The sequence below is a fragment of the Methylobacterium sp. AC315 genome, assembly GCF_979253755.1.
In genome coordinates this window covers 110198-134664 of sequence record NZ_CEEDEA010000007.1, presented here as the reverse complement: position 1 = coordinate 134664, position 24467 = coordinate 110198, and the positions used below count along the sequence as shown (strand labels likewise).

At 69.8% G+C, this 24467-nt stretch carries 26 protein-coding genes; 12 read left to right on the top strand and 14 right to left on the bottom strand.

Annotation, left to right across the window (positions count from 1 at the left end):
- The first annotated feature begins 5 nt into the window (after positions 1–5).
- From AC0IY0_RS14455 to AC0IY0_RS14435, 5 genes are all read left to right on the top strand, one after another.
- A complete protein-coding gene (locus tag AC0IY0_RS14455) occupies positions 6–1775 on the top strand; it encodes a diflavin oxidoreductase (RefSeq protein ID WP_471764235.1) in 1770 nt (589 codons plus the stop codon).
- A gap of 221 nt (positions 1776–1996) precedes the next feature.
- Complete coding sequence (locus AC0IY0_RS14450; RefSeq protein ID WP_471764233.1) at positions 1997–3838, top strand: NADPH-dependent assimilatory sulfite reductase hemoprotein subunit; 1842 nt, start codon at positions 1997–1999, stop codon at positions 3836–3838.
- Positions 3839–4098: 260 nt separating this feature from the next.
- Positions 4099–4398, top strand: a complete 300-nt coding sequence (locus AC0IY0_RS14445) for a hypothetical protein (protein WP_147908411.1) — start codon at positions 4099–4101, stop codon at positions 4396–4398.
- The gene (locus AC0IY0_RS14440) at positions 4395–5027 is read left to right on the top strand and encodes a TetR/AcrR family transcriptional regulator (protein WP_471764232.1); all 633 of its coding nucleotides are present in this window, start codon (positions 4395–4397) and stop codon (positions 5025–5027) included. Before AC0IY0_RS14445 ends, AC0IY0_RS14440 begins: the two co-directional genes overlap by 4 nt.
- Before the next feature lie 569 nt (positions 5028–5596).
- The gene (locus tag AC0IY0_RS14435; RefSeq protein ID WP_471764230.1) at positions 5597–7777 is read left to right on the top strand and encodes a TonB-dependent siderophore receptor; all 2181 of its coding nucleotides are present in this window, start codon (positions 5597–5599) and stop codon (positions 7775–7777) included.
- 155 nt (positions 7778–7932) lie between these two features.
- Here AC0IY0_RS14435 and AC0IY0_RS14430 read toward each other — a convergent pair whose 3' ends face one another.
- The 8 genes from AC0IY0_RS14430 to AC0IY0_RS14395 form a co-directional block, all read right to left on the bottom strand.
- Positions 7933–9159 carry a PepSY-associated TM helix domain-containing protein gene (locus AC0IY0_RS14430; RefSeq protein ID WP_246692280.1) on the bottom strand — a complete coding sequence of 409 codons (1227 nt, stop codon included), beginning with the start codon at positions 9157–9159 and terminating at the stop codon, positions 7933–7935.
- Positions 9160–9220: 61 nt separating this feature from the next.
- The gene (gene garD / locus AC0IY0_RS14425; RefSeq protein WP_246692281.1) at positions 9221–10819 is read right to left on the bottom strand and encodes a galactarate dehydratase; all 1599 of its coding nucleotides are present in this window, start codon (positions 10817–10819) and stop codon (positions 9221–9223) included.
- Between the two features lie 14 nt (positions 10820–10833).
- Positions 10834–11604: an HpcH/HpaI aldolase family protein gene (locus tag AC0IY0_RS14420; RefSeq protein WP_147908413.1), complete on the bottom strand. Its 771-nt coding sequence runs from the start codon at positions 11602–11604 to the stop codon at positions 10834–10836.
- Positions 11605–11786: 182 nt separating this feature from the next.
- Positions 11787–12677, bottom strand: a complete 891-nt coding sequence (locus tag AC0IY0_RS14415; protein ID WP_147940021.1) for a LysR family transcriptional regulator — start codon at positions 12675–12677, stop codon at positions 11787–11789.
- 182 nt (positions 12678–12859) lie between these two features.
- The gene (locus AC0IY0_RS14410) at positions 12860–13951 is read right to left on the bottom strand and encodes a branched-chain amino acid ABC transporter substrate-binding protein (protein ID WP_246692282.1); all 1092 of its coding nucleotides are present in this window, start codon (positions 13949–13951) and stop codon (positions 12860–12862) included.
- A 551-nt stretch (positions 13952–14502) separates the two neighbouring features.
- A complete protein-coding gene (locus tag AC0IY0_RS14405) occupies positions 14503–14835 on the bottom strand; it encodes a hypothetical protein (RefSeq protein WP_147940019.1) in 333 nt (110 codons plus the stop codon).
- Between the two features lie 762 nt (positions 14836–15597).
- Positions 15598–15861 (bottom strand): hypothetical protein, encoded by a 264-nt coding sequence (locus AC0IY0_RS14400; RefSeq protein WP_147908417.1) that lies wholly within the window; start codon positions 15859–15861, stop codon positions 15598–15600.
- Between the two features lie 237 nt (positions 15862–16098).
- Positions 16099–16719: a hypothetical protein gene (locus AC0IY0_RS14395; protein ID WP_471764228.1), complete on the bottom strand. Its 621-nt coding sequence runs from the start codon at positions 16717–16719 to the stop codon at positions 16099–16101.
- A 472-nt stretch (positions 16720–17191) separates the two neighbouring features.
- On the opposite strand from AC0IY0_RS14395, the gene AC0IY0_RS14390 reads away from it, so the two are divergent.
- A complete protein-coding gene (locus AC0IY0_RS14390; protein WP_246692283.1) occupies positions 17192–17794 on the top strand; it encodes a PAS domain-containing protein in 603 nt (200 codons plus the stop codon).
- 63 nt (positions 17795–17857) lie between these two features.
- Here the strand turns inward: AC0IY0_RS14390 and AC0IY0_RS14385 are convergent, their stop codons facing one another.
- Positions 17858–18181, bottom strand: a complete 324-nt coding sequence (locus tag AC0IY0_RS14385) for a winged helix-turn-helix transcriptional regulator (RefSeq protein ID WP_147940017.1) — start codon at positions 18179–18181, stop codon at positions 17858–17860.
- A 148-nt stretch (positions 18182–18329) separates the two neighbouring features.
- On the opposite strand from AC0IY0_RS14385, the gene AC0IY0_RS14380 reads away from it, so the two are divergent.
- The 4 genes from AC0IY0_RS14380 to AC0IY0_RS14365 all read left to right on the top strand — a co-directional run bounded on the left by AC0IY0_RS14380 (position 18330) and on the right by AC0IY0_RS14365 (position 20773).
- The gene (locus AC0IY0_RS14380; RefSeq protein ID WP_471764227.1) at positions 18330–18959 is read left to right on the top strand and encodes a glutathione S-transferase N-terminal domain-containing protein; all 630 of its coding nucleotides are present in this window, start codon (positions 18330–18332) and stop codon (positions 18957–18959) included.
- 200 nt (positions 18960–19159) lie between these two features.
- On the top strand, positions 19160–19669 hold the full coding sequence (locus AC0IY0_RS14375) for a ferritin-like domain-containing protein (RefSeq protein WP_147908421.1): 510 nt from the start codon (positions 19160–19162) through the stop codon (positions 19667–19669).
- 73 nt (positions 19670–19742) lie between these two features.
- Complete coding sequence (locus AC0IY0_RS14370; protein ID WP_471764224.1) at positions 19743–20390, top strand: cysteine hydrolase family protein; 648 nt, start codon at positions 19743–19745, stop codon at positions 20388–20390.
- A gap of 185 nt (positions 20391–20575) precedes the next feature.
- Positions 20576–20773 (top strand): hypothetical protein, encoded by a 198-nt coding sequence (locus AC0IY0_RS14365; RefSeq protein WP_007563351.1) that lies wholly within the window; start codon positions 20576–20578, stop codon positions 20771–20773.
- Positions 20774–20854: 81 nt separating this feature from the next.
- Here the strand turns inward: AC0IY0_RS14365 and AC0IY0_RS14360 are convergent, their stop codons facing one another.
- Positions 20855–21625 carry an SDR family NAD(P)-dependent oxidoreductase gene (locus AC0IY0_RS14360; RefSeq protein WP_471764222.1) on the bottom strand — a complete coding sequence of 257 codons (771 nt, stop codon included), beginning with the start codon at positions 21623–21625 and terminating at the stop codon, positions 20855–20857.
- A 162-nt stretch (positions 21626–21787) separates the two neighbouring features.
- Between AC0IY0_RS14360 and AC0IY0_RS14355 the strand changes: the two genes are divergently transcribed.
- Positions 21788–22447, top strand: coding sequence for a TetR/AcrR family transcriptional regulator (locus tag AC0IY0_RS14355; RefSeq protein ID WP_147908423.1), 660 nt, complete (start codon positions 21788–21790; stop codon positions 22445–22447).
- Positions 22448–22535: 88 nt separating this feature from the next.
- Positions 22536–22715, top strand: coding sequence for a hypothetical protein (locus AC0IY0_RS14350; RefSeq protein WP_147899242.1), 180 nt, complete (start codon positions 22536–22538; stop codon positions 22713–22715).
- Positions 22716–22730: 15 nt separating this feature from the next.
- On the opposite strand, the gene AC0IY0_RS14345 is transcribed toward AC0IY0_RS14350, so the two are convergent.
- The 4 genes from AC0IY0_RS14345 to AC0IY0_RS14330 form a co-directional block, all read right to left on the bottom strand.
- The gene (locus AC0IY0_RS14345) at positions 22731–23075 is read right to left on the bottom strand and encodes a DUF1330 domain-containing protein (RefSeq protein WP_147908424.1); all 345 of its coding nucleotides are present in this window, start codon (positions 23073–23075) and stop codon (positions 22731–22733) included.
- Between the two features lie 62 nt (positions 23076–23137).
- Positions 23138–23830 (bottom strand): orotidine-5'-phosphate decarboxylase, encoded by a 693-nt coding sequence (gene pyrF, locus AC0IY0_RS14340; protein WP_147908425.1) that lies wholly within the window; start codon positions 23828–23830, stop codon positions 23138–23140.
- Between the two features lie 69 nt (positions 23831–23899).
- Positions 23900–24253, bottom strand: a complete 354-nt coding sequence (locus AC0IY0_RS14335) for a BrnA antitoxin family protein (protein ID WP_471764221.1) — start codon at positions 24251–24253, stop codon at positions 23900–23902.
- Positions 24240–24413, bottom strand: a complete 174-nt coding sequence (locus tag AC0IY0_RS14330; protein ID WP_471764324.1) for a BrnT family toxin — start codon at positions 24411–24413, stop codon at positions 24240–24242. The genes AC0IY0_RS14335 and AC0IY0_RS14330 overlap by 14 nt, the downstream gene beginning before the upstream one ends.
- Between the last annotated feature and the right edge of the window lie 54 nt (positions 24414–24467).

Below are 24467 nucleotides of genomic sequence, written 5' to 3'. Positions count from 1 at the left end.
CCCTGATGGCACGCCAGAATCTCCTTCCGCGCACCGCCCCGTTCGGCGACGGCGAGCGCGCCAGCCTCGATGCCGTGCTCGGCAGCGCGACGCCCGTGCAGCGCGCGTGGCTCGCGGGCTTCCTGGCGGGCCTCGACGCCGCCGGAGGGCAGCCGGCCGCGATCCCGGCCGCCCCGCCCAAGGCCGCCGAGCCGCTGACGATCCTCTACGCCAGCGAATCGGGGAACTCCGAGGCGCTGGCCGGCAACGTCGCCAAGCTGGCGCGCAAGCAGGGGTTCAAGCCGAAGGTCGTAGACTTCTCCGACCTCGACCTGGCGAGCCTGCCCAAGGCCGGCAAGCTGATCGCCATCGCGGCGACCTGGGGCGAAGGCGAGCCGCCGGCGCGGGCCGTGCGGGCCTACGGCGAACTGATGGGGGAGGGCGCCCCGCGCATCGACGGCGTCCCCTTCGCCGTCCTGGCGCTGGGCGACACCTCGTATGTCGAGTTCTGCGCCATCGGGAAGGCGCTCGACGCGCGCTTCGAGGCGCTGGGCGGCCAGCGCGCCGCCAAGCGCGCCGACCTCGACCTCGACTTCGAGAAGCCGGCCGCCGACTGGATCAAGAACACCCTCAAGGCCCTCGCCCCGGCGGAGACGCCCGACAACGTCGTGGCGGTGGATTTCGCCCGCACCGCCGCCGGCGAGGACGACGAGGCCGAGCCGAGCCGCGAGCCGCTGGTGGTCGAGGTCGTCGAGCACGTGAACCTCAACTCGTCGCGCTCCGACAAGGAGACGATCCACCTGGCGCTGGCCTTCGAGGACGGCGCGCCCGCCTACGAGCCCGGCGATTCGCTCGAGGTCTTCCCCGAGAACGATCCGCAGCTCGTGGACGAGATCCTGAATGCCGCGGGGCTTTCGGAAGACGACGCGCTACGCGGGGCGCTGCTCGCCGAGCGGGACATCACCACGCTGTCGGCCGCCACGATCGAGCGCTTCGCCAAGGCGACCGGCCACGCGGACGCGCAGAAACTGATCGACAGCGGCGAGGCCCGGGCCTGGATCGAGGGGCGGCACCTGATCGACCTGCTCGCAACCTTCCCGGCCACGCTGACGGCCGAGCACCTCAACACCATCACCCGGCCGCTGCCGCCCCGGGCCTACTCGATCGCGTCCTCGCGCAAGGAAGTGGGCGACGAGGTCCACCTCGCCATCGTGGCGGTCCGCTACGAGACCCACGGGCGGACCCGCTCGGGCGTGGCCTCCGTGCATGTGGCCGACCGGATCCGGGACGGCGCCAAGCTGCGGGTGCGGCTGAAGCCGAACCGGCACTTCCGCCTGCCGCAGGATCCGGCCACCGACATCATCATGGTCGGCCCCGGCACCGGCGTCGCCCCGTTCCGCGCCTTCGTGCAGGAGCGCCGCGCCATCGAGGCCCCCGGCCGCGCGTGGCTGTTCTTCGGCGACCGGCACTTCCTGCACGACTTCCTGTACCAGCTGGAATGGCAGGAGGCCCTGGAGGACGGTTCGCTGACGAAGATCGACGTCGCCTTCTCCCGCGACCAGCCGGAGAAGATCTACGTGCAGAACCGCATCACCCACCACGCGCAGGAGCTGGTCTCCTGGCTGGAGGGCGGCGCCCATTTCTACGTCTGCGGCGATGCCAAGAATATGGCCAAGGACGTCCGCGCCGCGGTTGTGCGGGCCTACGAAATCGCCAAATCCCTGAGCCCGGCCGACGCCGAGGCGCAGGTTGCGGCCCTTGAGCGCAGCCACCGCTACCAGCAGGACGTCTACTAGAGCGTATGCCGACGGAGCACGGGTAGATCTGGGTTTCCAAAGGGCATGTCGCGCTTTGGTGGGTTGTCAGGGCGGAGCCCTGATGGATCGGGGCCTAGCCCCACCCCGCAGGGCTCCGCCCTGCACCCGCAAAAGGTCTCGGACCTTTTGAAGCCGGACTTTGGGACTATCCCGCCCGCATCGGGGGGCGGAGACGTAGTCGAGACTTTGGAAGTGATCTCATGGACGACCACAGCCCCCGCGACGACGCCGACACCCGGGCCCTGGCGCAGACCCCGGCCGCCCGCGTCTACGAGACTCCGCCCAAGGACCGGCCGATCACCGATGCCGAGGCGGCCCGCGCGGCCCAGCTCGCCGCCAACGAGCACATCAAGATCGCCAGCGGCTATCTCCGCGGCGGCCTCGCCGACGGCCTGCTGAAGCACGCCACCGGGGCGATCTCCGAGGATGACGGGCAGCTCGTGAAGTTCCACGGGATGTACATGCAGGACGACCGCGACCTGCGCCCGGAGCGGACCAAGAAGAAGCTCGACAAGGCCTACAGCTTCATGATCCGCCTGCGCATCGCCGGCGGCGTGATCAGCCCGAAGCAGTGGCTGGTCCTCGACGACATCGCGGTGACGTATGCAGGCAGCGCCCTACGGGCGACCACGCGCCAGACCTTCCAGTATCACGGTGTGATCAAGTCGAACCTCAAGCGCACGATGGCGGCCATCGACGCGGCCCTGCTCGACACGATCGCGGCCTGCGGCGACGTCAACCGCAACGTCATGGCGGCGACCAACCCGGCTCAGGCGGGCGCCCACAAGGCCGCCCACACCCTCGCCAAGGACATCTCGGACAGCCTGCTGCCGAAGACCAGCGCCTGGCGGGAGATCTGGCTCGACGGCGAGCGCGTGGTCGGCGGCGAGGAGGAGGAGGTCGAGCCGGTCTACGGCCGCACCTACCTGCCGCGGAAGTTCAAGATCGTCGTGGCGGTGCCGCCCTCCAACGAGGTCGACATCTTCGCCCACGATCTCGGCTTCATCGCCATCCTGGACACGAAGAACCAGGTCACCGGCTGGAACGTCACCGTCGGCGGCGGCATGGGCATGACCCATGGCGAGCCCGAGACTTTCCCGCGCACCGCCGACGTGATGGGCTTCGTGCAGTCCGAGGACGCCATCAAGGTCGCCGAGGCCGTGATGACGGTCCAGCGCGACTGGGGCAACCGCAAGAACCGCAAGAACGCCCGGCTCAAGTACACGATCGAGCGCTACGGCCTGGCGGCGTTCCGGGCCGAGGTGGAGACCCGGATCGGCAAGACGCTCGGCGAGCCGAAGCCCTTCACCTTCACCAACAACGGCGACCGCTTCGGCTGGACCGAGGGCGACGACGGCCGCCACCACCTGACGCTCTACGTCCCGTCCGGCCGGATCAAGGATTACGAGGACGGCCCGCAATTCCTCACCGGCCTGCGCGCGATCGCCCAGGTGCACGCGGGCGATTTTCGCCTCACCGCCAACCAGAACGTGATCGTCGCCAACGTGCCGGCGGAGAAGCGCGCCGAGATCGAGGCGCTGGTCGATCAGTACGGCATCACCAAGGGCGCGGGCGCGCTCCGGCGCAACTCCATCGCCTGCGTGGCGCTGCCGACCTGCGGCCTCGCGCTGGCCGAGAGCGAGCGCTACCTGCCGGATCTGATGACCGAGCTGGAGCAGAGCCTGGCCACGCACGGGCTCGCCGAGGAGGAGATCACGATCCGCTCCACCGGCTGCCCGAACGGCTGCGCCCGCCCGTTCATCGCCGAGATCGGCCTCGTCGGCCGGGGACCCGAGCGCTACCACCTCTATCTCGGCGCCGCCTTCGACGGCTCGCGCCTGAGCAAGCTCTACAAGGAGGACGTGGCGGCCTCGGACATCCGCGACACCCTGGATCCGCTCTTCGCCGACTTCGCCAAGGGCCGGAACCCCGGCGAGCATTTCGGCGACTACCTGATCCGCGCCGGGCACGTCGCCCGGACGATCAACGGGCCGGATTTCCACGACCGGACTGGGGCCCTCAAGCCGGCCGGGCACGCCTGAACCCGGCGCGCCTCCCAGGGCCGGGGCAGCGCCCTTGGCCCCGGGTGGCGCGGCTCGCCTGAGACCGGCTGGCAGAGCCCCGGGCGCGGAGCCGAGTACCGAGTGTCGAGTGACGGGGCATCGCACCGGTCGGACGGCACGGTACAACCATCCGGAAACCATATCGACCGACGGCCCGCCCATCCCAGCCTGCGAGAACGAACGTTCATTGACGCGAGAATGAACGTTCATTACGACAGTCAGGCACGCAGGAGTGAGCCATGGCTCTGTCGCTCGAAGGTCGCTGGTCGGATCTGGATGAGGACCGGTTCGACCCGTCCGGAACCGGCGCGGCGCGCCTCCTCGCGACGGTCCGGGCTTTCTGCACCCCGTCGAACCTCACCTTCGCCGCCGTTCTGGTTCTCGCCTGGATGGCGCTGATCAGCTGGACCGGCGCGGGTCCGAAGGGCTGGCAGGCGCGCCTGTGCGCCGACATGAGCCAGACCGCCCAGGCTTGTGCGGCCACCATCCCCGCGAAGGACCAGAGCCGCGTCGCCGCGGTCGCGCAGTTCGCCCCGTGAGCGTGCCGGCCGCCGCCGAGGCGCGCGGCGGCCAGGCCGCGCGGCGCGCGCACATCCTCGACGCCGCCGAAGCCTGCTTCGTGCGCAACGGCTTCCACCGCGCCACGATGCAGGACCTCGCCCGCGAGGCCGCGATGAGCCCGGGCAACTTCTACCGCTACTTCGAGTCCAAGGAGGCCCTGGTCGTCGGGCTGGTCGAGCGCGAGCGCGAGCGCGGCATCCTGCTCGTCGAAGAGATGGGGCACAGCGGCGACCCGCGCGCAGCCTTACTCGACCTCATCGCGCGGTACTTCGTGTCGATCACCCGGGAAGCCGCGGTGCTGCGCATGGAGATCTGGTCGGAAGCCACCCGCAACCCGGCCATCTCCGACCTGACCGCCCGGACTGAGGCGGAGACCCGGGACTGGTTCACCGAAACCTTCTCGGCGCTGGCCACCAGCCCGGATTGCGACCCGGACCGGCTCTACGGGCTGGTCGCCCCGCTGATGAAGGGGATCATCGTCGGCCGCGCGATCCTGCCCGATTACGATCCGGCCCCCGCGGTCGCCCAGCTCCACGCCCTGCTGGCGACCGGGCTCGACGGCCGCCTGCCGCGGGCCGCCCCGGGCACGCCGCGACCGGACCGCTGACCCTCATCGGCGGACGAAACCGCAGGAACCGCCGGACAGGCCTACCCGGATCCGCGCCGGCAGGTTCGCCGACGGCGAAGACGGCACATCCGAGGACGTATCGATCCGGAACGGGCCACCGGGCGCGCTCACGCTGCGCGGCTGCCGGCTCGCGGTGCTGCGCAGCGCGCAGGCCCGGATATCGGTGAGGCGCGTCGCGCCGGGCCAGCCGCGACGGGCGCTCCGGGCGGCCCCCGATCCGAACGGACGGCGGCGGGCGCGAAGGACTCGGACGAAGTGAGCGCGCGCCTGATTCGAAGAGGCCGACAGGCGCGCATGTCGATCTCCGTCCCAGCATGATCCGCATCAACGCCTGGACGTGTATCTTGCCCATTTGCGCACGTTTAAGTCTGCATAATCCGCAAGGTTTAAAACCATTCCAAAGGGATGTGTGACGCACCGGACACGTCCGGTGAGTTCCTGCGGCTCCGAGGCATTCAATTACAATCACGCATTGAATCAGGCTGGCAATCGTACGCACAGACCAGGGCGCCTCGACGCGACGATCTTCTTAAGAATGACTCGAAACTATGCCTCAAGGCCGATCGATCCGCGCCGTCGTCGCAACTTTGGACCGCAATTGCGCAACCAATAAGCGATACGGGCTGGTTTTTACTCTGCTTGCGGCATCGACGACTGTCGCCCACGCACAATCCAGCCCGGTCCAGGATGAGGTCGTCCTCTCGGAACTGAGCGTCACCGGCACGGGCCCCGCGGTCGAGCGGGCGGACGGGCCGGTCGTCGGCTATCGCGCCACGCGCTCGGCGACCGCGACCAAGACCGACACGCCCCTGCGGGACTCGCCGCAATCGATCACCGTCGTCCCGCGCCAGGTGATCACGGACCAGCAGGACCTGCGCCTGACCGATGCCGTCACCAATGTCAGCAACGTCACGCCCGGCAGCACCGTACAGGGCCGCTCGCAGAACTACGTCATCCGCGGTTTCGCCACGCAGCTCTTCGCCGTCGACGGCATCCTGACCAATCCGGCGATCAACTTCTATCCGGTGGAGCGCGACCTCGCGAATGCCGAACGGGTCGAGGTGATCAAGGGGCCGGCCTCGGTGCTGTTCGGTCGGGGCGACCCGGGCGGAGTCGTCAACATCGTCACCCGCAGGCCGACCCTGGAGCCGACCGCGGACGCGAGCGTCCAGGGCGGCAGCTTCGGCTTCCGGCGGTTCCAGGGCTCGGTTTCGAGCGCGATCCCGTCCATCGACGGGCTGGCCGCCCGCCTCACCTTCGCCGCGCAGGAGGACCCGACCTTCCGCAATATCGGGGACAACACCAACCGGCGCGTCTTCATCGCGCCGGCGCTGAGCTGGACGCCGAGCGCCGACACGAGGGTCTACATCAACGCGGAGGCCACCAGCCAGCGCACCCAGTACGACGAGGGGCTCATCGCGTTCCGCGGACGCGTGCCGCTGGACAACATCCGCCGCTACTACGGCGAGCCGTCCTCGCGCTATTACGGCGAGGTCAACGGGATCACGATGCGGGCCGAACACGACGTCAACGAGAACCTGACGCTGCGGCAAGTCATCAACGGGCAGTGGGGGGCGTTCAACCTGTTCACGGCCCGTGCCACCGGGGTGAACAACGCCGGGACCCAGGTCACGCGGCGCGACGCCTCGGTCGATTCGCATTTCGCAGCCGTGGATACGCAGACCGAAGCGGTGATGAAGTTCGACACGCTCGGATTCTCCCACACCGCCCTCGTGGGGTTCGAGTACACCAACGGCTTCCGCCACCCCTATTCCCAGCAGGGCACCTACACCCCGGTCAGCTTCCTCAACCCGGTCTTCGGCGGCACGCCCGGAGCTCTCTCGCTCCAGCAAGACCTGAAGCAGAGGCTCGAACTGTTCGGGTTCTACCTGCAGGATCAGATCGCACTCACGCCCCAGTTGCAGCTCGTGCTCGGCGCCCGGTTCGATCTCGGCACCCAATATTATTTCGCCCGCGTACCGGGCTCGAAGACCCAGCCGCCGGAGCAGGAGTTGTTCGGCGCCTCGCCGCGCGTCGGCCTGATCTATCGGCCGTTCGAGCCGCTGACGGTCTATGCCAGCTACGCCACGTCCTTCGCGCCACAGACCGCGAACGTCCTCAACGTCGTCAACCCGGCGCCCGAGACGGGCGAGCAGCTCGAGGTCGGAACCCGCATCGACATCAACCCCGACCTGACCCTGAGCGCGGCCGCCTTCCGGATCACCCGGGACAACGTCGCCGGCAACGATCCCGTCAACACCGGCTTCTCGGTGATCACCGGCCAGCAGCGTTCGGAGGGCGTCGAGGCGGACCTGGCCGGCGAGATCCTTCCGGGCTGGAAGGTCATCGGCGGCGTCGGCTATCTCGATGCGCGGATCACCAAGGACAGGGTCTTCGCGGTCGGCAACCGCCTCGTGGGCGCGCCGGCCTTCAGCGGCAGCGTGTGGACGACCTACGATGTCCAGGCCGGCTCCCTGCGCGGTCTCGGGCTCGGCATCGGCGTCACCCATGTCGGCCAGCGCTTCGGCGACCTCAACAACAGCTACAAGGTCGGGGCGTACAATCGGGTCGACGCAGCCGTGTACTACGACATCGACGCGCATTACCGGTTCGCGGTCAACATCCGGAACCTGACGAACGCACGCTACATCGAGCAGCCGTTCAATCAGTTCAACAACACCCCCGGCGCGCCCTTCACCGTACTGGCAACGATCACCGCGCGGATGTGAGGGAGACCGGCCGAAGTCAGGGCTCCAGAAGGTCCAAGACCTTGTGCGGGTCCAGGTCAGAGCCCTGAGGGCGGGCGAAGCCCGGCTGCCTCAGGGGGCCCGCCCCTGAACGCCGTCAAAGGGCTGAGCCCTTTGGGAATCCGGTCTTCTCGGGTCTACGATCGGCCGGTGCCGCCGACGGACTCGCGTCGGGGAGTCGCTTCGCGGATGGGCACCGTGGCGCGGACCGGCGCGCGCCGGCGGGCCGCCGCGCGCCGCAGGATGTAGAGGGTCAGGCCGGTGGCAGCGAAGCCCGGCATGGCCAGCGCGGCCACGCAGAACAGCAGGGCGAACAGGTCGCCGAAGAACCGGCCGCGATGCACCTCCAGGATGGACTGGAGGATCTGGCGGCCAAGCGGCGTGTCGGCGGCGTGCTCGGCCGACAGGAAGGCGCCCGTGGCGGCGTCGTAGCGCGCCTCGCTGCGGGCGCTGAGGGACACGACACCCCGGGGCAGCCAGCGGATGCGGATCGCCCCCGTGTCGGCCCCCGGCAGCGTCAGGGTCACGAGGCCGGCCTCGTGACCCTCTCCGGTCCGGAACGCCGTCCAGGCACGGTCGACGGCGTCGGGCCGGGAATCCGGCACGGGAGAAGCCTCCCGGTGGCCGGCCATGCGGGCCGGCTTCGCCCGCTCCGGTGTCCCGGCGAGCAGCCAGGTGGCGCCGTCCTTGAACGCCGGGTAGGACCAGGTCAGGCCGCTGAGCGCGATGACCAGGTAGACCGGCGTCAGCCAGGTCCCGGCCACGGCGTGCAGGGACCACCAGCGCGGCCGGCCCGGCCGCGACAGGCTCGGCTTCAGCCAGATCCGCCAGCGATGGATCTTGGGCCAGCGCAGGTAGAGGCCTGTGGCCAGGAACACGATCAGCGCCAGGGTGCAGGCGCCCGTGATGGTCCGGCCCCAGCCCTTGGACCCGCCGGGGATCAGCAGCCAGCGGTGCAGGTCCCGCACCGTCGCGAAGGCCGCCTCCAGCCGGACGGGGCCCAGCACCGCACCGTCATAGGGATCGGCATAGGCCGAGGGCGGCCGCGCCCGGGTCTCCGGGTCGCGGGCGAAGCGCACGAACACGCTCGCGTTCGGGTCGTCCGACAGGGTGAGGACGTTCACGATTCGGCCGCCCGCCTGCGCGTCGATCCGGGCGGCGAGGGCGGTGGGGGCGAGCGGCACCCGATCCGCCGCCTCGACCCGCGTCCGGTCGTGGTTGGCGAAGGCTGTGATCGCCTCCTCGTAGCTCATCAGCGCGCCGGTCAGGCCCATCAGCGCGAGCACGAACCCCGCGGTGAGGCCGAGCGCCCAGTGCACGCGGAACAGGACGGCCCGGGGGGTGGGAATCGGCAGCGGCTTCACGATGCCGGCTGCCTAGCAGAGTCCGGCCGCGCTTGCGACGCCGCGCCGCGCATGCCTGGGCTCAGGTGATCGGCGCCGGGTTGAACAGGGTCAGATCGTTGAACAGGCCCCAATGGTCGGACCAGGGCCGCTTGCGCCCGCTCGCCACGTCCAGGATCAGGTGGAACAGCTCCCAGCCGACCTGCTCGATCGTGGCCTCGCCGGTGGCGATCCGGCCGGCATCGAGGTCGATCAGGTCGGACCAGCGCTCGGCCAGCTCCGTCCGGGTCGCGACCTTGATCACCGGGGCCTGAGCGAGACCGTAGGGCGTACCGCGGCCGGTGGAGAACACCTGCAGGGTGATCCCCGAGGCGAGCTGGAGCGTGCCGCAGACGAAGTCGCTGGCCGGGGTCGCGGCGAAGATCAGGCCCTTCTCGCGGACCCGCTCGCCCGGCGCCAGCACCCCGGCGATCGCACCGGTGCCGGACTTGGCGACCGAGCCCAGGGCCTTCTCGACGATGTTGTTGAGGCCGCCCTTCTTGTTGCCGGGCGACGGGTTGGCCCGGCGGTCGGCCTCGCCCTTGGCGAGATAGGCATCGTACCAGGCCATTTCGCGGATCAGGGCCTGGGCCACCTCCGGGTTCTTCGCCCGGGGGGTCAGGAGGTGGATCGCGTCCCGGACCTCCGTGACCTCGGAGAACAACACGGTGCCGCCGCAGGCCACGATCAGGTCGGCGCAGTAGCCGAGCGCCGGGTTGGCGGTGACGCCCGAGAAGGCGTCGCTGCCGCCGCATTGCAGGCCGACCACGAGTTCGGAGGCCGGGCAGGTCTCGCGGGTGCGCCGGTTCAGCACCTCCAGGCGGGTTTCCGCCATCGCCATAATGCTGTCGAGCATCGCGGAGAAACCCCGGTGGCGCTCGTCCTGGAGCCGGACCACCCCGTCCCCGGCGGCGCCGCCGTCGGGCAGCAGGCGCTCCGAGACGAGCTTCTCGCAGCCCAGCCCCACGACCATGACCGCGCCGCCGAAATTCGGGTTCTGCGCGAGGCTCTGGAGGGTCCGGATCGGCACCACCGCCTCGGGGGCGTTGATGGCGACGCCGCAGCCATAGGCGTGGGTGAGGCCAACCACGTCGTCGACGTTGGGGAAGCGCGGCAGCAGCTCCTGCTTGATCCGCCGGATCGCCACGTCGAGGGTGCCGGCGACGCATTGCACGCTGATCGAGATCGCCAGGATGTTCTTGGTGCCCACCGACCCGTCCGGGTTGCGGTAGCCCTCGAAGGTGTAGCCCTCGAGCGGGGGCAGGGGCGCCGGCACCCGGGTCGCCAGCTCCAAGGCGTCGAGGGCGGGGGCGACCGGGGTCGCGACCCGGGATTCCTCCACCCAGGCGCCCCGCGGGATCGCTTGCGTGGCGATGCCGACCACCTCGCCGTAGCGGCGCACCGCGCCGCCCTCCGGGATGTCGGACAGCGCCACCTTGTGGCCCTGCGGGATGAACTCGACGAGCGCGAGCCCGTCCGGGAACACCGTGCCGGCCGGCAGCCCGAAGGCGTTGACCACGATCGCGACGTTGTCGTGCTCGCTCAGCCGGATCGTGCGCGGCGCGTCCCCGGCCGGGCGCTCGAGGTCCGGGCGATCCTGCGTCGGGCGATTCTGGGTCGCGCTGTCGATCTCGGCCTGCATCGGACGCTCCCCGCTCAGCCTTCGGTGCGGAAGCGCCCGGCCAGGGCCTCGGCGTTGCGGGCCAGCAGCCCCAGATCCGAGCCGACCGCGGTGAACCGGGTGCCGGCCGCGATGTAGCGCTTGGCCAGCTCCTCGCTCGGCGTGAGAATACCCGCATGTTTGCCGGCCTTCACGATCCGGCCGATGGCTGCCTCGATGGTCGCGACCACCTCCGGGTGACCCTGCTGGCCGAGATGGCCGAGGCTGGTGGAGAGGTCGCCGGGCCCGATGAACACGCCGTCCACGCCTTCGACGGCGGCGATCGCGTCCAGATTGTCCAGGGCGCGGCGGGACTCGACCTGCACGATCACGACGATCTCGGCCTCGCAGCGGGTGTGGTAGTCCGGGATGCGCCCGAACCGGGCGGCCCGGGGCGCCTGCGAGAAGCCGCGGATGCCGCGGGGCGCGTAGCGCGTCGCCGCCACGACCCGCTCGGCCTGCGCGGCATCGTCGATATTGGGAATCATCAGCGACTGGGCGCCGGCATCCAGGATGCGCTTGATGGTGATGGGGTCGTCGCTCGGCACCCGCACCACCGGGTTGGTGGCGTTCTCCATCATGGCCTGGAGCTGAACATAGATGTCCCGCAGGTCGTTGGCGGAGTGCTCCATGTCGAGGAGCAGCCAGTCGAACCCGGCGCCGGCGACGATCTCGGTGGAGATCGGGCTGGCGAGGCTGCACCACAGGCCGATCTGCTGGCGCCCCGCGCCGAGGGCGGCCTTGAAGCGGTTGGTGAGTCGGTCCACGGCGATCCCTCTCCTGGCGGCCCCGGCCTCTGCGGGCCGTCGGGCGCCCATCAGGCGCAGCCTTTCCGCCGGAGGTCAAAGCCAAAGGCTGGATCGATCGATGCCGCGGGCGCATCGATCGACGCCGCGGGCGCTTGGCTCATCGACGCCGCGGGCGCTTGGATCAGGCGGGGGCGCTTGGATCAGGCGGGGGGCAGCTCCGCCAGGATCGCGACCAACCGGGCGATCAGCGGTTCGTCCGCGTCCCGCCGCCAGGCCAGGACCAGCTCGGCGGGGCGGGGGGCCGGGAGCACCAGCGGCCGGAACGCCACGCCCTCGAAGCGCAGGCGCTCGGCCGCAGCCGGCACCAGGGCGATGCCGAGGTCGGCCCGGACCAGGGCCAGGATCGAGTGGATCTGGGTCATCCGCTGCACGATCCGGGGCTCCACGTCCGCCTCCGTGAGCAGGCCGAGGATCAGGTCGTGGAAGTAGCGCGCCTCGTTCGGCGCGTAGGCGATGAACGGCTCGCCGCCGAGATCGCCCGGGGCGAGATGCGCCCGCGCCGCCAGGGGATTCCCGGCCGGCAGGGCCACCACCAGGGGCTCGGCCACCGCCCTCACCGCGATCAGGTCCGGATGGACGATGGGCGGGCGCACCAGGGCGGCATCGATGCGGCCAGCCAGCAGCGCCTCGACCTGGTCCCGGCTGACCATCTCGCGCAGGGCCAGCGTGACGTCGGGCAGCGCCCGCCGGAGGGCGGTGACGAGGCGGGGCAGGACATCGTAGGCCGAGGCCGCGGTGAAGCCGAGCTTCAGCACCCCCGCGCGCCCGGCCGCGACCTGGCGGGTGACGTGGGTCGCGGTCTCGGCGAGCCGCAGGATGCGCTGCGCCTCCGGCAGGAAGCTGCGCCCGGCCGCGGTCAGGCGGACGGATCGGCTGGTGCGCTCCAGGAGCTGCACGTCGAGCACCCGCTCCAGCACCTGGATCTGCCGCGACAGGGGCGGCTGCGTCATGTTCAGCCGGGCGGCCGCACGCCCGAAATGCAGCTCCTCCGCCACGGCGGCGAAGCACCGGAGCTGGCTGAAGTCGAACATCGGATCTCCCCTGCGCGCCGGGACGCGGAGGGGAGATCATAAGGCCTCTGCGCCCCTCAGTCGTTCGGCCGATAGAGGTACCGGCCCGCCGGATCCGCGCCGAGGTCCGGGGTTACAGAAGGGCCCACAGCCCCTCGGCGGGGCTCGGGGCGCGGAGCCCCGAAATTCGCGGGGCTCCGGTTTTACGGCGCCAGCTCGTTGCCGGCGTAGTCGATCTTCCCGTCGGCGCCCTTCTTCCAGGCGTAGATCACGTAGTCGGGCCGGGTGAGGTCGCCCTTCTTGTCGTACACGATCGGGCCGACCACGGTCTCGATCGTCTTGCCCTGGTGCAGCCAGTCGGCCAGCACCTTGCCCTCTATCGAGCCGGTCTCGGTGGCGGCCTTGGCCAGCACCTGCACGGCCGCGTAGGCATAGAGCGTGTAGGCATCGGGATCGATGTTCTTGGCCTTGAACGCCGCGACGACGGGCTGGGCATTCGGGTTCTTCCGGGCGTCCGGCGAGAAGGTCATCAGCGTGCCCTCGGCGCCATCGCCGGCGATCTGCACGAACTCTTTCGGGGCGAGGCCGTCGCCGCCCACCAGGGTCGCCTTCAGGCCCTGGTCGCGCATCTGGCGCAGGATCAGCCCGGCCTCCGTGTGGAACCCACCGTAATAGACCACGTCGACATTGGCCGACTTCAGCTTGGACACGAGCGCCGAGTAATCCTTCTCGGCCGGGTTGACGCCCTCGAACAGCACCTCCTTGGCGCCCTTGGCCTTGAGCGTCATCTGCGTCTCCTGCGCCAAACCCTTGCCGTAGGACGACTTGTCGTGGACGAAGGCGATCCGCTTGCCCTTGAAGTGATCGGCCAGATACGCGCCGGCCACCACGCCCTGCTGGTCGTCGCGACCGCAGGTGCGGAAGGTGTTCCACATCCCGCGCTCGGTGAACTTCACGTTGGTGGAGGACGGCGTGACCTGGACGATGCCGGCGTCGAGGTAGACGTCGGAGGCCGGGATCGACACGCTGGAGGCGAAGGCACCGACCACCATCGTCACGCCGTCCGCGGCGAGCTTGTTGGCGATCGACACGCCCTGCTTCGGGTCGGAGGCGTCGTCGCCGTAGATCGGCTCGAACGGCCGGCCCTTGATGCCGCCGGCTTTGTTGATGTCCTCGATCGCCTGGCTGACGCCGTTCTTCACCTGCACGCCGAAAGCTGCATACGGCCCGGTCACGCCGGCCGAGACACCGATCTTGATCGGTCCGCCTTTGTCCTGGGCCTGTGCAGTGCCCATCGTCAGAAGACCAAAAATGGTTATCGACAGTAATTTCTTCATGACCGCCCCCGCGCTCGAAGTCCAATCCGACCCGGCAGCCTGATGCAATGTTTCGGCCAGACCCAACGACCGCGCATCGATCTGCCGCGACGCGGGCGTAAGCCTGTTTTCAACCCGCCGCGCCGTCAAGGCCGCAAGCATAGGGATGCGCCGCATGGTCCCGATCTGAAACCGATCTGGACCCTGTCACCCCGCATTCGGCGCCGAACGGCGCGGGCGTACCCCCGATCCTGGCCGGGGACGCTGCGGGATCGATCGACCTGGCGGCGGCGCAGGATCGATGATTCGCCGGACGGGCGCGTCCGGACGAGACGCGTCGGGCGCGACGGCCGTGCCGCCCCTCGGGTCCGGAGGCCGTGCGAGGGCGCGGCCCCCCGCCCCGGCAGAACGCTGCCGAGGCTCTTCCATCGATCTCCCCGGCGCCCGGCGCCGAGGAGGCTCTGTTGTGGCGAGCGCGGTGTGGGACCGGGCGCGGCGCCTCCCGGCGGAGCGTGGCCGACGCGATCGGGTCAGCAGCTCAGGCGGCGTCCCTCGCGGCGTCCGAAGGTCCGGTAATGGGCCGCACCGGACTCCATCTGGCCGCTGGCGACGGCCCGGCGGACATCGGGGTTGCAGCGCAGATACTCGCGCTCATCGAACCCGCCATAGGCGCGCTCACCGTAGCCCCGGTCGCCGTAGCCGCGGTCGCCGCGATCCCGGCCCCGGTAATCGTCGCCGTCCCGGTCGCGGTCGCCGTAATCCCGGCCGCCATAGCCATAATCGGGGCCGCGCTGAGCGAGGGCCGGGCCGAGCGCGGACATCACGCCGAAGCCGACGGCAACCACAGCCAAAAACGCTTTCATCGTACCTGTCTCCTCACCGAGCCTGGAAACGCGTTGGGCCCCGGATGGTTCGATGGGCCCGCGGGCGGGCGCAGATCTCGGTGGTTGCGATCCTCCACCCCCGGGCTGCGGACGCGCGGATCGATACCGCGCCCGAACGCGACGCCCCTGTCCCCGCTGGACGGCCTCGCCGGCACCCACACCGCATCGAGCCGCAACGGGTATTTCCGGGCCATCGCGGGTCGTCGCTTGCTGGACGCGGATTTTCGGGCCGAATGGGAACCAGGCGAACCGGGCCATCGATCCGACCGTCCGCGGAGCGCCCGCGCTCGGCTCGGGCGGTCTCGCAGAACCGATGCTCCTCGACATGCGGCTCGGCGGGACGGGGGAGGCCCGTCCAGCGGCCGCGTGGCGCCGGGCGGAACGTGCGAGCCACTCTGGCGGTGGGGTGGGCTCGACGGCCTCGATCCGCGTCGACGTAGGCCTGAGAGCGCATGACCTACAGGTCCGCCCCATATGTAGACCGGGCGAATACGCGAGAAAGACCGGACTGGATCTGCCTCGATCTTGGCATTCGCCTCAGATTTACGGCGAGCGGGACACCGCTGCCCGCCTGCTTGGACGTGGAACATGCAGCAGGCGCCCGGTACCAGGGCTCGTCGGCCCAGAGCGCGCTCGGCCACGGCAAGCGGCAGACCTTCCTGGCATCGGTGTCGACAGACGTCCGAGCGCCGCACCGGACGGCGCTACCGGCGGTTCCACCGGTAGCGCCGTGTCTTCCGCTTACATGCGGTGCATCATCTCCCGGCGCATCATGCGGTGGCGCATCTCACGGTGCATCATGCGACGCTCCATGTGACGCCGCTCCATGCGGCGCTCCATGTGGCGACGCTCCATGCGACGCTCCATCCGATCCATCTGGACGGTCGAGACGATGTCGGCCGGCGCAGCGACGGCGCCGGGGCCGATCGGGGCGGCGGAGGCCGGGGAGGCGACGGCGGCGCCGAAGGCGGCGAGCAAGGCCGCAGTGATGATCGTGGTGCGCAAAGGATGTTTCCTCTCATGCCGCCGTCGAGGGCGGTTGTTTTCCGCTGAGCCGTGAGAGGAGCAAATCCTTCCCGGTCCCAGCTCAGCAAGCCGCAGGCCGCCGAGATGGTTCCGTGACGGATCGGGTCGGGGGTGCCTCCGGCCAACCGCTCGCGAGGTCGTGACGGGCGCGATCCGCGCAAGCCCGCCCGGCGGCCGCCGTGAGGTTCGGCGTCGCGCGCGAGCGCCAGGCGCCGGTCAGGCTTCCAGACGCGGCACGGCGCCGGGGGGCGGCGCCGGAGGCGTCACGCTGGTCGCCCCCGGATCGGCGCGATGCCGGCCATTCAGCTCCGACGGGACGGGACGGGGGAGCTCCAGGGTCGGGAGCGCGATACTCTTCGGGTCGCCGAGCAAGGTGATCTGCTTGACCGTGACGGCTTGCCGGCCGCGCATCAGCGGGTTCTGGCGCACGTAGCTGATGAATTCCTCGGCCGCCCGCAGCTTTGACTTGTTCTGCTCGGCCTCTTGCGCCCGGATCCGCTCGGCCTCCGCCTCCCGGATCTTCGCCTCCTTGGCCTGGTGCTGCAGTTCGAGCGAGGCGAAAGCAAGTCCCGTAGCCGCACGGTCGAAGACAGAGCTCGCGCGCAATGTCGGACGGGAAAATAGAATATAAACGCTGTTGGCGACCAAGAAAGCGGCCACCAAAAACACGCCGAGATCGGCGACGTGCCCACTCACAGTCCAGAACACCAGCACGACAGCCAACGATAAGACCGAGAGTCCGAGAAGAACGTATCGCAACGCCGACATGATATAGCCTAAATTCATTTTTTGAATCGAATTGAGATGATTTATAAAGGTTTCGATCCTGAAAGGCAAATCTATCGGGGCTTTGCGTAGTGCGCAGGCCCCAGCCGCGGTCCATCCCCGGTCGGAGGCGGGACGGGTCGCAAAGCACGGGACCGGCCCGGTCGGACCGCCCCGCCGCTCGGCGGCGCCGGCGCCAGGGAAGCCGCCGGCCGATGCGCGGGACCGGCGCGAACGGAAGCCCGGGCAGGGCACGGCACTCCCGGGGATCCAGATCGGCCTGCGGATCGGCCAGGACCAAGCCGAGTCCGGCATGCGCAGCCTGGAGCGTGCGCCCGCGCCCTGGAAGGGCAGGGCCCGAGGGAGGTCCCCGACCGCCCCGGTGGGGAACGCCCGGGGGATCGCGAGGCGCCGGCGGACCGGGCGCAGCTGTTGCCATTGTGCTCTATTCGACCGACGATTTCTGATACATCCGGATCGTGACGGTGCGCCGATCCAGTAAATGGCTTAGCGCGGACGTGCGATACGGATATCGGGGGATATCTTGCTGGAAAACTCCGACGATATTGTCTCAGAGGCGACCCTGATCGCGGCGCTGGAAGCCTCCGGCGGGGTCGGCTTCTGGATGTGGGACATCGCCACCGACGACGCGCGGGCCGATCCGGTCACCGCGCTGCTGTTCAACATCAGCCCGGCCCGTTCGCGGGCCGGGGTCAGCCTCTCGGAGATCCTGAAGGCGGTCTATCATGCGGATCAGGAGCACATCTCCCAGGTCATCCTGGACTGCGTGCAATCCGGCGGCTCGTATACCGCCGAGTACCGGGTCTGCTCCCCGGAGGGCCGGCTGCGCTGGGTGTTCACCCGCGGGCACTTCTACCTGGACGAACTCGGCCGCCCCCTGACCGGACGGGGGGTCGTCGTCGAGATCTCGGACAGCAAGTCCGCCGGCACCGCCTTCGCGACGCAAGACGGGAGCACGATCGAGGACGCCCTGAACAAGACCGCCGACCTGTGCCTGTCGCTCCACAACGCGGTCTCGGCCCTCGGCGACACCCGCATCGTCGCCCTGACCGAAACCCTGCTGCTCGAGATCGGCCGCCACCTCGCGAGCCGGCAACGGTCCCCGTCGAACCAGTCCATGCATTGACGTCGGGCACGCACCCTGAGGCCACCGCACAAGGATCGGGCGTGGGGCGCGTCTTCCCACGCCTCAGGCCGGCCCTCGCTGCTTCAGCCACAGACCGAATTCCTGGACGACGGAGACGACCTTCTTCAACCGCATGCCGTCCTCGGTCAGCGCATAGTCTACTTTGACCGGCGTCGTCGGATAGACGGTGCGCTTGATCAGGCCGGCGGCTTCGAGGGCGCGGAGATCCAGCGTCAGCATCCTCTGCGAGATCCCCGGCAGATCACGCCGAAGCTCGTTGAAGCGCTTCGGTCCGTCGATCAGGTAGGACACGAGGAGCAGGCGCCAGCGGCCGCCGAGCAGATGCATCGCGTGCTCGACGGAGCACCCGGTCACGGTCGCTCGCATCGACCGGCCCTCGCGCCACCATACGTATAATTCTTGTTACTCACGCACAAAGTCTTGCGTTCTTTCGGCATCGATAGGACTGCGCTACGTATTTCTGCGGAAACGGTCGTTTCCAACATCGATGAGATCGAGTTGTCCGGGCGCAATCATGAGACTGTACTACATTCCCGCAAGCTGCTCGCTCGCCCCGCACATCATTGCCCACGAGCTCGGCCTCGACTTTGAACTCTGCAAAGTCGATCACGCCGACCACAGGACGGAAGAGGGACAGGATTACTACGCCGTCAACCCGCACGGCTACGTGCCCCTCCTCGAACTCGACGACGGCCGGATCCTGCGCGAGGGCCCCGCCATCCTGCAATACCTGGCCGACCTGAAGCCGGAGACGCGCCTCGCCCCGGCGAACGGCAGCTTCGAGCGCTACCGTCTTCAGGAGATGCTGGGCTTCCTGAATTCCGAGATCCACAAGGGCTTCATTCCCCTCCTCTACGCACGCCTGGCGGGGCGGTATGTCGAAACCGCCAAGCCGAGGCTCGAGGCACGCTTCGCCTGGATCGACGCGCAACTCGCCGGGCAGGCCTTCCTCATGGGCGAGACCTTCACGGTCGCCGACGTCTACCTGTTCGCGCTCACGGGCTGGGGGCAGGCGCCGTGGCTCACCTCGTATTACCGAGCCGACATCCATTTCGACCGCTTGCACAACCTGGACGCCTGGTACGGCCGCGTGCGCGGGCGCCAGGCGGTGAAGACGGCGCTGATGGAGGAGGGGCTGACGTAGCCCCCGCCGCCGCGCGGCACGGCCAGCCCGGTCCTGCGGGTCCGGGCCATCCGGACCGCGCGCAGTGCGGCGAGGCCCCCGGGACCCGGCGGGAGCGGGCGCAACCTGCGACCTTCCCGGCCGGAACTTGGCCGTGCGGGCCCGAGGTTGCCCGGATGAATGGATCACCGCGGATCCACCATCCATTGCGAGACACCGGCATGACCCTCGATACACGTTCGATCTACGTCACGGCCCTGAAGAACACCCACGCCGTCGAGATGCAGGCCCTGCAGATCATGGAGCGGCAGGTCGAGCGCCTGGAGCGCTACCCGGAGATGGAGAAGGCCCTGCGCCGGCACATCGAGGAGACGCACGGCCAGCGCCAGCGCCTGGAGGAGGCGCTGCAGAGCCTCGGCGACAGCCCGTCGGCGCTCAAGGAGGGGTTCCTGGGCTTCGTCGGCAACATGATGGCGCTCGGCCACACACCGGCCCAGGACGAGATCCTGAAGAACACCTACGCCAACCACGCCTTCGAGAACTTCGAGATCGCGGCCTACGAGTCACTGCTGACGATCGCGGATGCGGCCGGCCAGCAGGCGCATCGGACCGGCTTCCAGCAATCGCTGAAGGAAGAGCAGGGCATGGCCGAGGCGGTGCGGTCGCTGATCAAGCCGACCACCGAGCGCTACCTCGCGCTGACCACGGCCGGCGAGAAGGCCGACCGCTGACGATCCGGACCGCGGCCGGCCTTGCTGGGGCCGGCCGCGAACGTGCAACCACCGAGGCATGAAACGCGCGGGCATGGAAACCGAGACGACGCGCGCGCCGCCCTCCCGGGCGCGGGCCGACGACGGCTCCGCGGGCGAGCCCCTGGGCCAGTCCTGCGTGCATCTCTGCGTCGACATGCAGCGCATGTTCGCCGAGCCGACGGACTGGCAGACGCCGTGGATGCCGCGCGTCCTGCCGCACGTGCGCCGCCTCGCCGAGGCCCACCCGGATCGGACCGTGTTCACGCGCTTCATCCCGGCGGCCCGCCCCGGCGAGGGACGAGGCACGTGGGCGACCTATTCGGCCCGGTGGTCCGGCATGACGCGGGCTGCGCTCGATCCCGGTTTGATCGAGCTGGTCCCCGATCTGGCCCGCCTCGTCCCGCCCGCGGAGGTGATCGACAAGACCGTCTACTCGCCCTGGCTCGAAACGGACCTCGACGCGCGCCTCCAGGCGCGGGGCGTGGACACCCTGGTCGTCACCGGTGCGGAGACCGATGTCTGCGTGCTGGCGGCGGTGCTGGGCGGCGTCGATCTGGGCTACCGCATCGTGCTCGCCACGGACGGCCTGTGCAGCTCCTGCGACGAGGCCCACGACGCCCTGATGGTGATGTACCGGATGCGCTACGGCCACCAGGTCCTGACCCTGACGACCGACGCGATCCTGGAGCGCTGGCCGTGAGCAGCGTCCCCCTGTTTTGAACTGTTATAGTCAAGCTCTAGCGCGATAGGCCGGGTGCGATCCGCGGTGTTCCGGATCACGAACACTCGATCTGTGCAGGTTCACGCGCGAAAAACAGTCGCGACCGTCGAACCGAACGGCAGCGTCACCGTTATGTCCTCGAACACTATTCCGGAGGGAAGGACATGGCCAAGCACGAGATCCTCGGGTACTTCGAGCACCGCCGCGACGGGGCCTGGGTGTGCGTCCGGCCGTTCACCCTGACCACGCGCGATGCCAGCGTCGACATCCGTCAGGGCATGCGCTTCGATTACGGCAAGCGCGTCGGCGGGCTCGACCTCGCCGAGTACCTGGAGCAGCTCGGATCGCAGTTCGGTTCGTAAGGCGGCCCGGGCCAGCGGATCGCGCGCAACAATCCATGCCCGTGGAGGGCGCCGGGTGGAAACCCGGCGCCCTTCGGCGTTTCAGGCCCCGCCCCATTGCATCGTGAGGCCGCCATCCACCACGAGCGTGTGGCCGGTGACGTAATCGGCGGCCCCCGAGGCGAGGTAGAGGATCGCCCGGGCGATTTCTTCGGGTTGGCCGGCCCGGTGCCACGGAATCCGCTCCAGGGACTTGTCGAGCACCGCGGTCTTCTCGAAGCGGTCCGCGGTCATCGGCGTCTCGATCAGGCCGGGGGCGACGTTGTTGACGTTGATCCGGTCCTCCGCGAGTTCCCGCGACAGGCTCCGGCACAGGGAGCCGAGCCCGGCCTTCGACATGCCGTAGGGAGCGCTCTCGGGGGTCGGCAGGTGCTGGGCCACCGAGGACACGAACACGATCTTGCCGCCACCGCCCTGCGCCCGGCGCATCCCGATGAACGGGCGCGCGCAGAACAGCGGCCCCATCAGGTTCACCCGCAGGATCCGCTCCAGCACCGTGTCGTCCATCTCGGCGACCGGCATGCCGCTCATCGCCTGACCAGCGTTGGCCACCAGGATGTCGAGGCCGCCCAGCTCGCTGCCGACGCGGTCGTAGGCGGCATTCACCGCGGCGGCGTCGCCGACGTCGAGTTGCAGCACCAGGGCGCGGCGGCCGGCCGCCTCGACCCGGGCGGCGGTCTCGCGGATCCCGGCCTCGTCGGTGTGATAGGTGATCGCCACGTCCGCCCCCTCCCGGGCGAACAGCTCGGCGGTCGCCTGCCCGATGCCGGAATCGGCTCCGGTGATCAGGGCTCGCTTGTCGGTCAGGATCATCGTTGCGTGCCTCGTGCGTGCGCCGCCGTGCAGGCAGCCGGATGCCGGGGCAATGGGTCGGACCCGGGAGGGTTCCGGCCGCGCCGACCCGCCGCGGGCAAAGCCGGGTCCCGGGAACCGGGGGTCTTTGACGCCCGCCGCGCCCGTGCCCTACTGAGGAGCATGTCCCTGGATACCCCGACCCCCATGCTCACGGAGGAGAGCGCGCCGACCACCCGCTGCCGCATCCTGGCGACGGCGGCGGCGTATTTTCGCGAGATCGGCTACCAGAAGACCACCGTGGCGGACATCGCCCGGACGCTGAAGATGAGCCCGGCCAACGTCTACCGGTTCTTCGAGTCGAAGAAGGCGATCAACGAGGCGGTGCTGGAGCGGCTGATCGGCGAGATCGAGGCCCTGGTCTCCGAGGTCGCCGCCCGCCCGGGCCTCGGCGCCACCGAACGCCTCGTGGCGGCGATCGACCTCCTGCACCGCGACTGCACGCGGCGCTGCGAGGAATTTCCCCGGCTCCACGAGATGGTCGAGGCGGCCATGGGCGAGAGCTGGGAGGTCTGCCGGCACCACATCGCCCGGGTCACGGCCGGGTTCGAGCGCATTGTCCGCGACGGCGTGGCCCGGGGCGAGTTCGAGGCCGCCGACCCGGCGGAGGCGGCCGCCTGCATCCATGCCGGCATCGCCCGCTACACCCATCCGCTGCTGGTCGGGCAGACCGCGCTCCAGCCGGTCCCCTCGCTGGAGGCCATGACGGCGTTCCTGCTGCGGGGCTTGGCGCCGCGGGGGCCAAGCGGTGCCGGACCGGCGCAAGGCGCACGACTGGGCTGAACCGATGACGCGTCGCCGGCCTCCTCGCAGCACAGCCCGCACGATCAACGGTGGCGTACGGCATCCAGCGAATGGGATCGCACCCCTCATGGATATCGATCGCGCCTTGCCTGAGCCGCTCACCGATGCGGAACGCGCCGCCGCTCAACGCGGCCTGGCCGACCTGCACGCGGGTCGGTTCGCGACGACGGCAGACGTCGAAGCCGCGTACCGCCGCTTCAGACCTCAGCGCCTCGATCCGGATCCGACCCCCGATACGAAGCGCTGAGCCGATCCGAAGACCTTACTCCGAGGCCCGCCCCGCCTCCGGCGCCGGCTCGGACACGCTCGGCTGCGGGCCGTCATAGCCCTCGATCACCAGGATCTCGGCATCGACGCCGCCGCGCTGCTTGGCCTTGGCCGCCTGGTAGAGGTCGGAGTTCCAGCAGGCGAGGGCGTCGGCGTAGCTCGGGAACTCGATCACCACGTTGCGGGAGCGGGGCTGGCCCATCACCGCCTCGAAGGCGCCGCCGCGCACCAGGAAGCGCCCGCCGTGCTTGGCGAAGGCGATGCCGTTGGCGGCCACGTAATCCTTGTAGGCCTCCGCGTCGCGGACATCGACCCGCGCGATCCAGTAGCCCTTCGCCATCCTGTGCCTCATCGGTTGCGGGGTTGAGATGGATTCCGGCCGCCCGAAGGCAATGCCGGGCTTCAGGCCAGCTCGGCCACGATCGCCTGCGCCACGGCACGCGGGTCGGCGGCACCGGTGATCGGGCGCCCGACCACCACGTGGTCGATCCCGACCCTGCGGGCGTCCCCGGGGGTCATCACCCGCTTCTGGTCGCCGGCCTCGGCGCCGGCCGGGCGGATGCCCGGGGTGACGATCAGCCGGTCCGGCCCCACGATCCGCCGGACCGAGGCCGCCTCGGCCGCCGAGCAGACGAGCCCGTCGATGCCGATCTCGGCGGCCTGGGCGGCCCGCTTGGCGACCAGCTCGGCCACCGGCAGGCCGTAGCCGGCCTCCGCGGCGTCGGAATCGTCGTAGGAGGTCAGCACCGTCACGGCCAGGATCTTGAGGCTCGCGCCCCGGCCGCGCACGGCCGCCCGCATGGTCTGCGGATAGGCGTGAACGGTGAGGAAGGTGGCGCCCAGGCCCGAGGCCGAGCGCACGCCCTCCTCGACGGTGTTGCCGATGTCGTGGAGCTTGAGGTCGAGGAACACCTTGAGCCCGCGCGCCGCCAGCCGCTCGGCGAGCGCCAGGCCGCCGGCGTAACCCAGCCGGTAGCCGATCTTGTAGAAGGTCGCGGCATCGCCGATCCGGTCGATCAGCGCCTCGGCCTCCGGCACGCCCGGGAGATCGAGGGCCACGATCAGGCGGTCGCGGGGGTCGGCACTCTCGGTCATCGCGGCGTCCTTCGGGCTGGCGGCACGGACCACGCCGCGGCGATCCCTGTCAATCAGGACCGGAGCCTATCAGCCGCGCTTGCCGGCCTTGGCGCGCCGCCTGCCGCGTACGAGGCCCTCGGCCAGGGCTTCGTTCATGCGCGCCTGCCAGCCGGGACCGCCGGCCTGGTAGGCGGCGAGCTCATCGGGATCGACGTTCAGAGTGAGTTGCACCCGCCCGGTCTCACCCTGCGAGGGACTCCCTTGAGCCAGGGCGGCGTAGACGGCGGGCGGAAGCACGTCGCGGGCCGGGCGCAGGCGCGCCAGTTCGGCGTCAGTCAGTTCCGCCGAATCGGGATTGTTGGCGATGGACGCCTGGAGAAGCGCCTCCTCGGTATCGCTGAGCGGAGGCGCCCTTCGCTTGGTCGTGTCACGCGTCGTCATAGGCCTTCCGCTCCTTCCGGCTGGTCGGGCGCAGGCTGATCGCCGAAACCGCCTCCGTTCCGAGCACCGCGAACGTGAGAGTCTTGAGTTGCGCGTCCAGGAAACCGACGGCCTTGAAGCGGCGCCCGCCCGTCTTGCTCGCGTGGGTCTCGCTGACCAGGGCGGTCTCCCATTCGAAACGGGCCTGCGCATCGGCGAAATTCAGGCCGTGCCC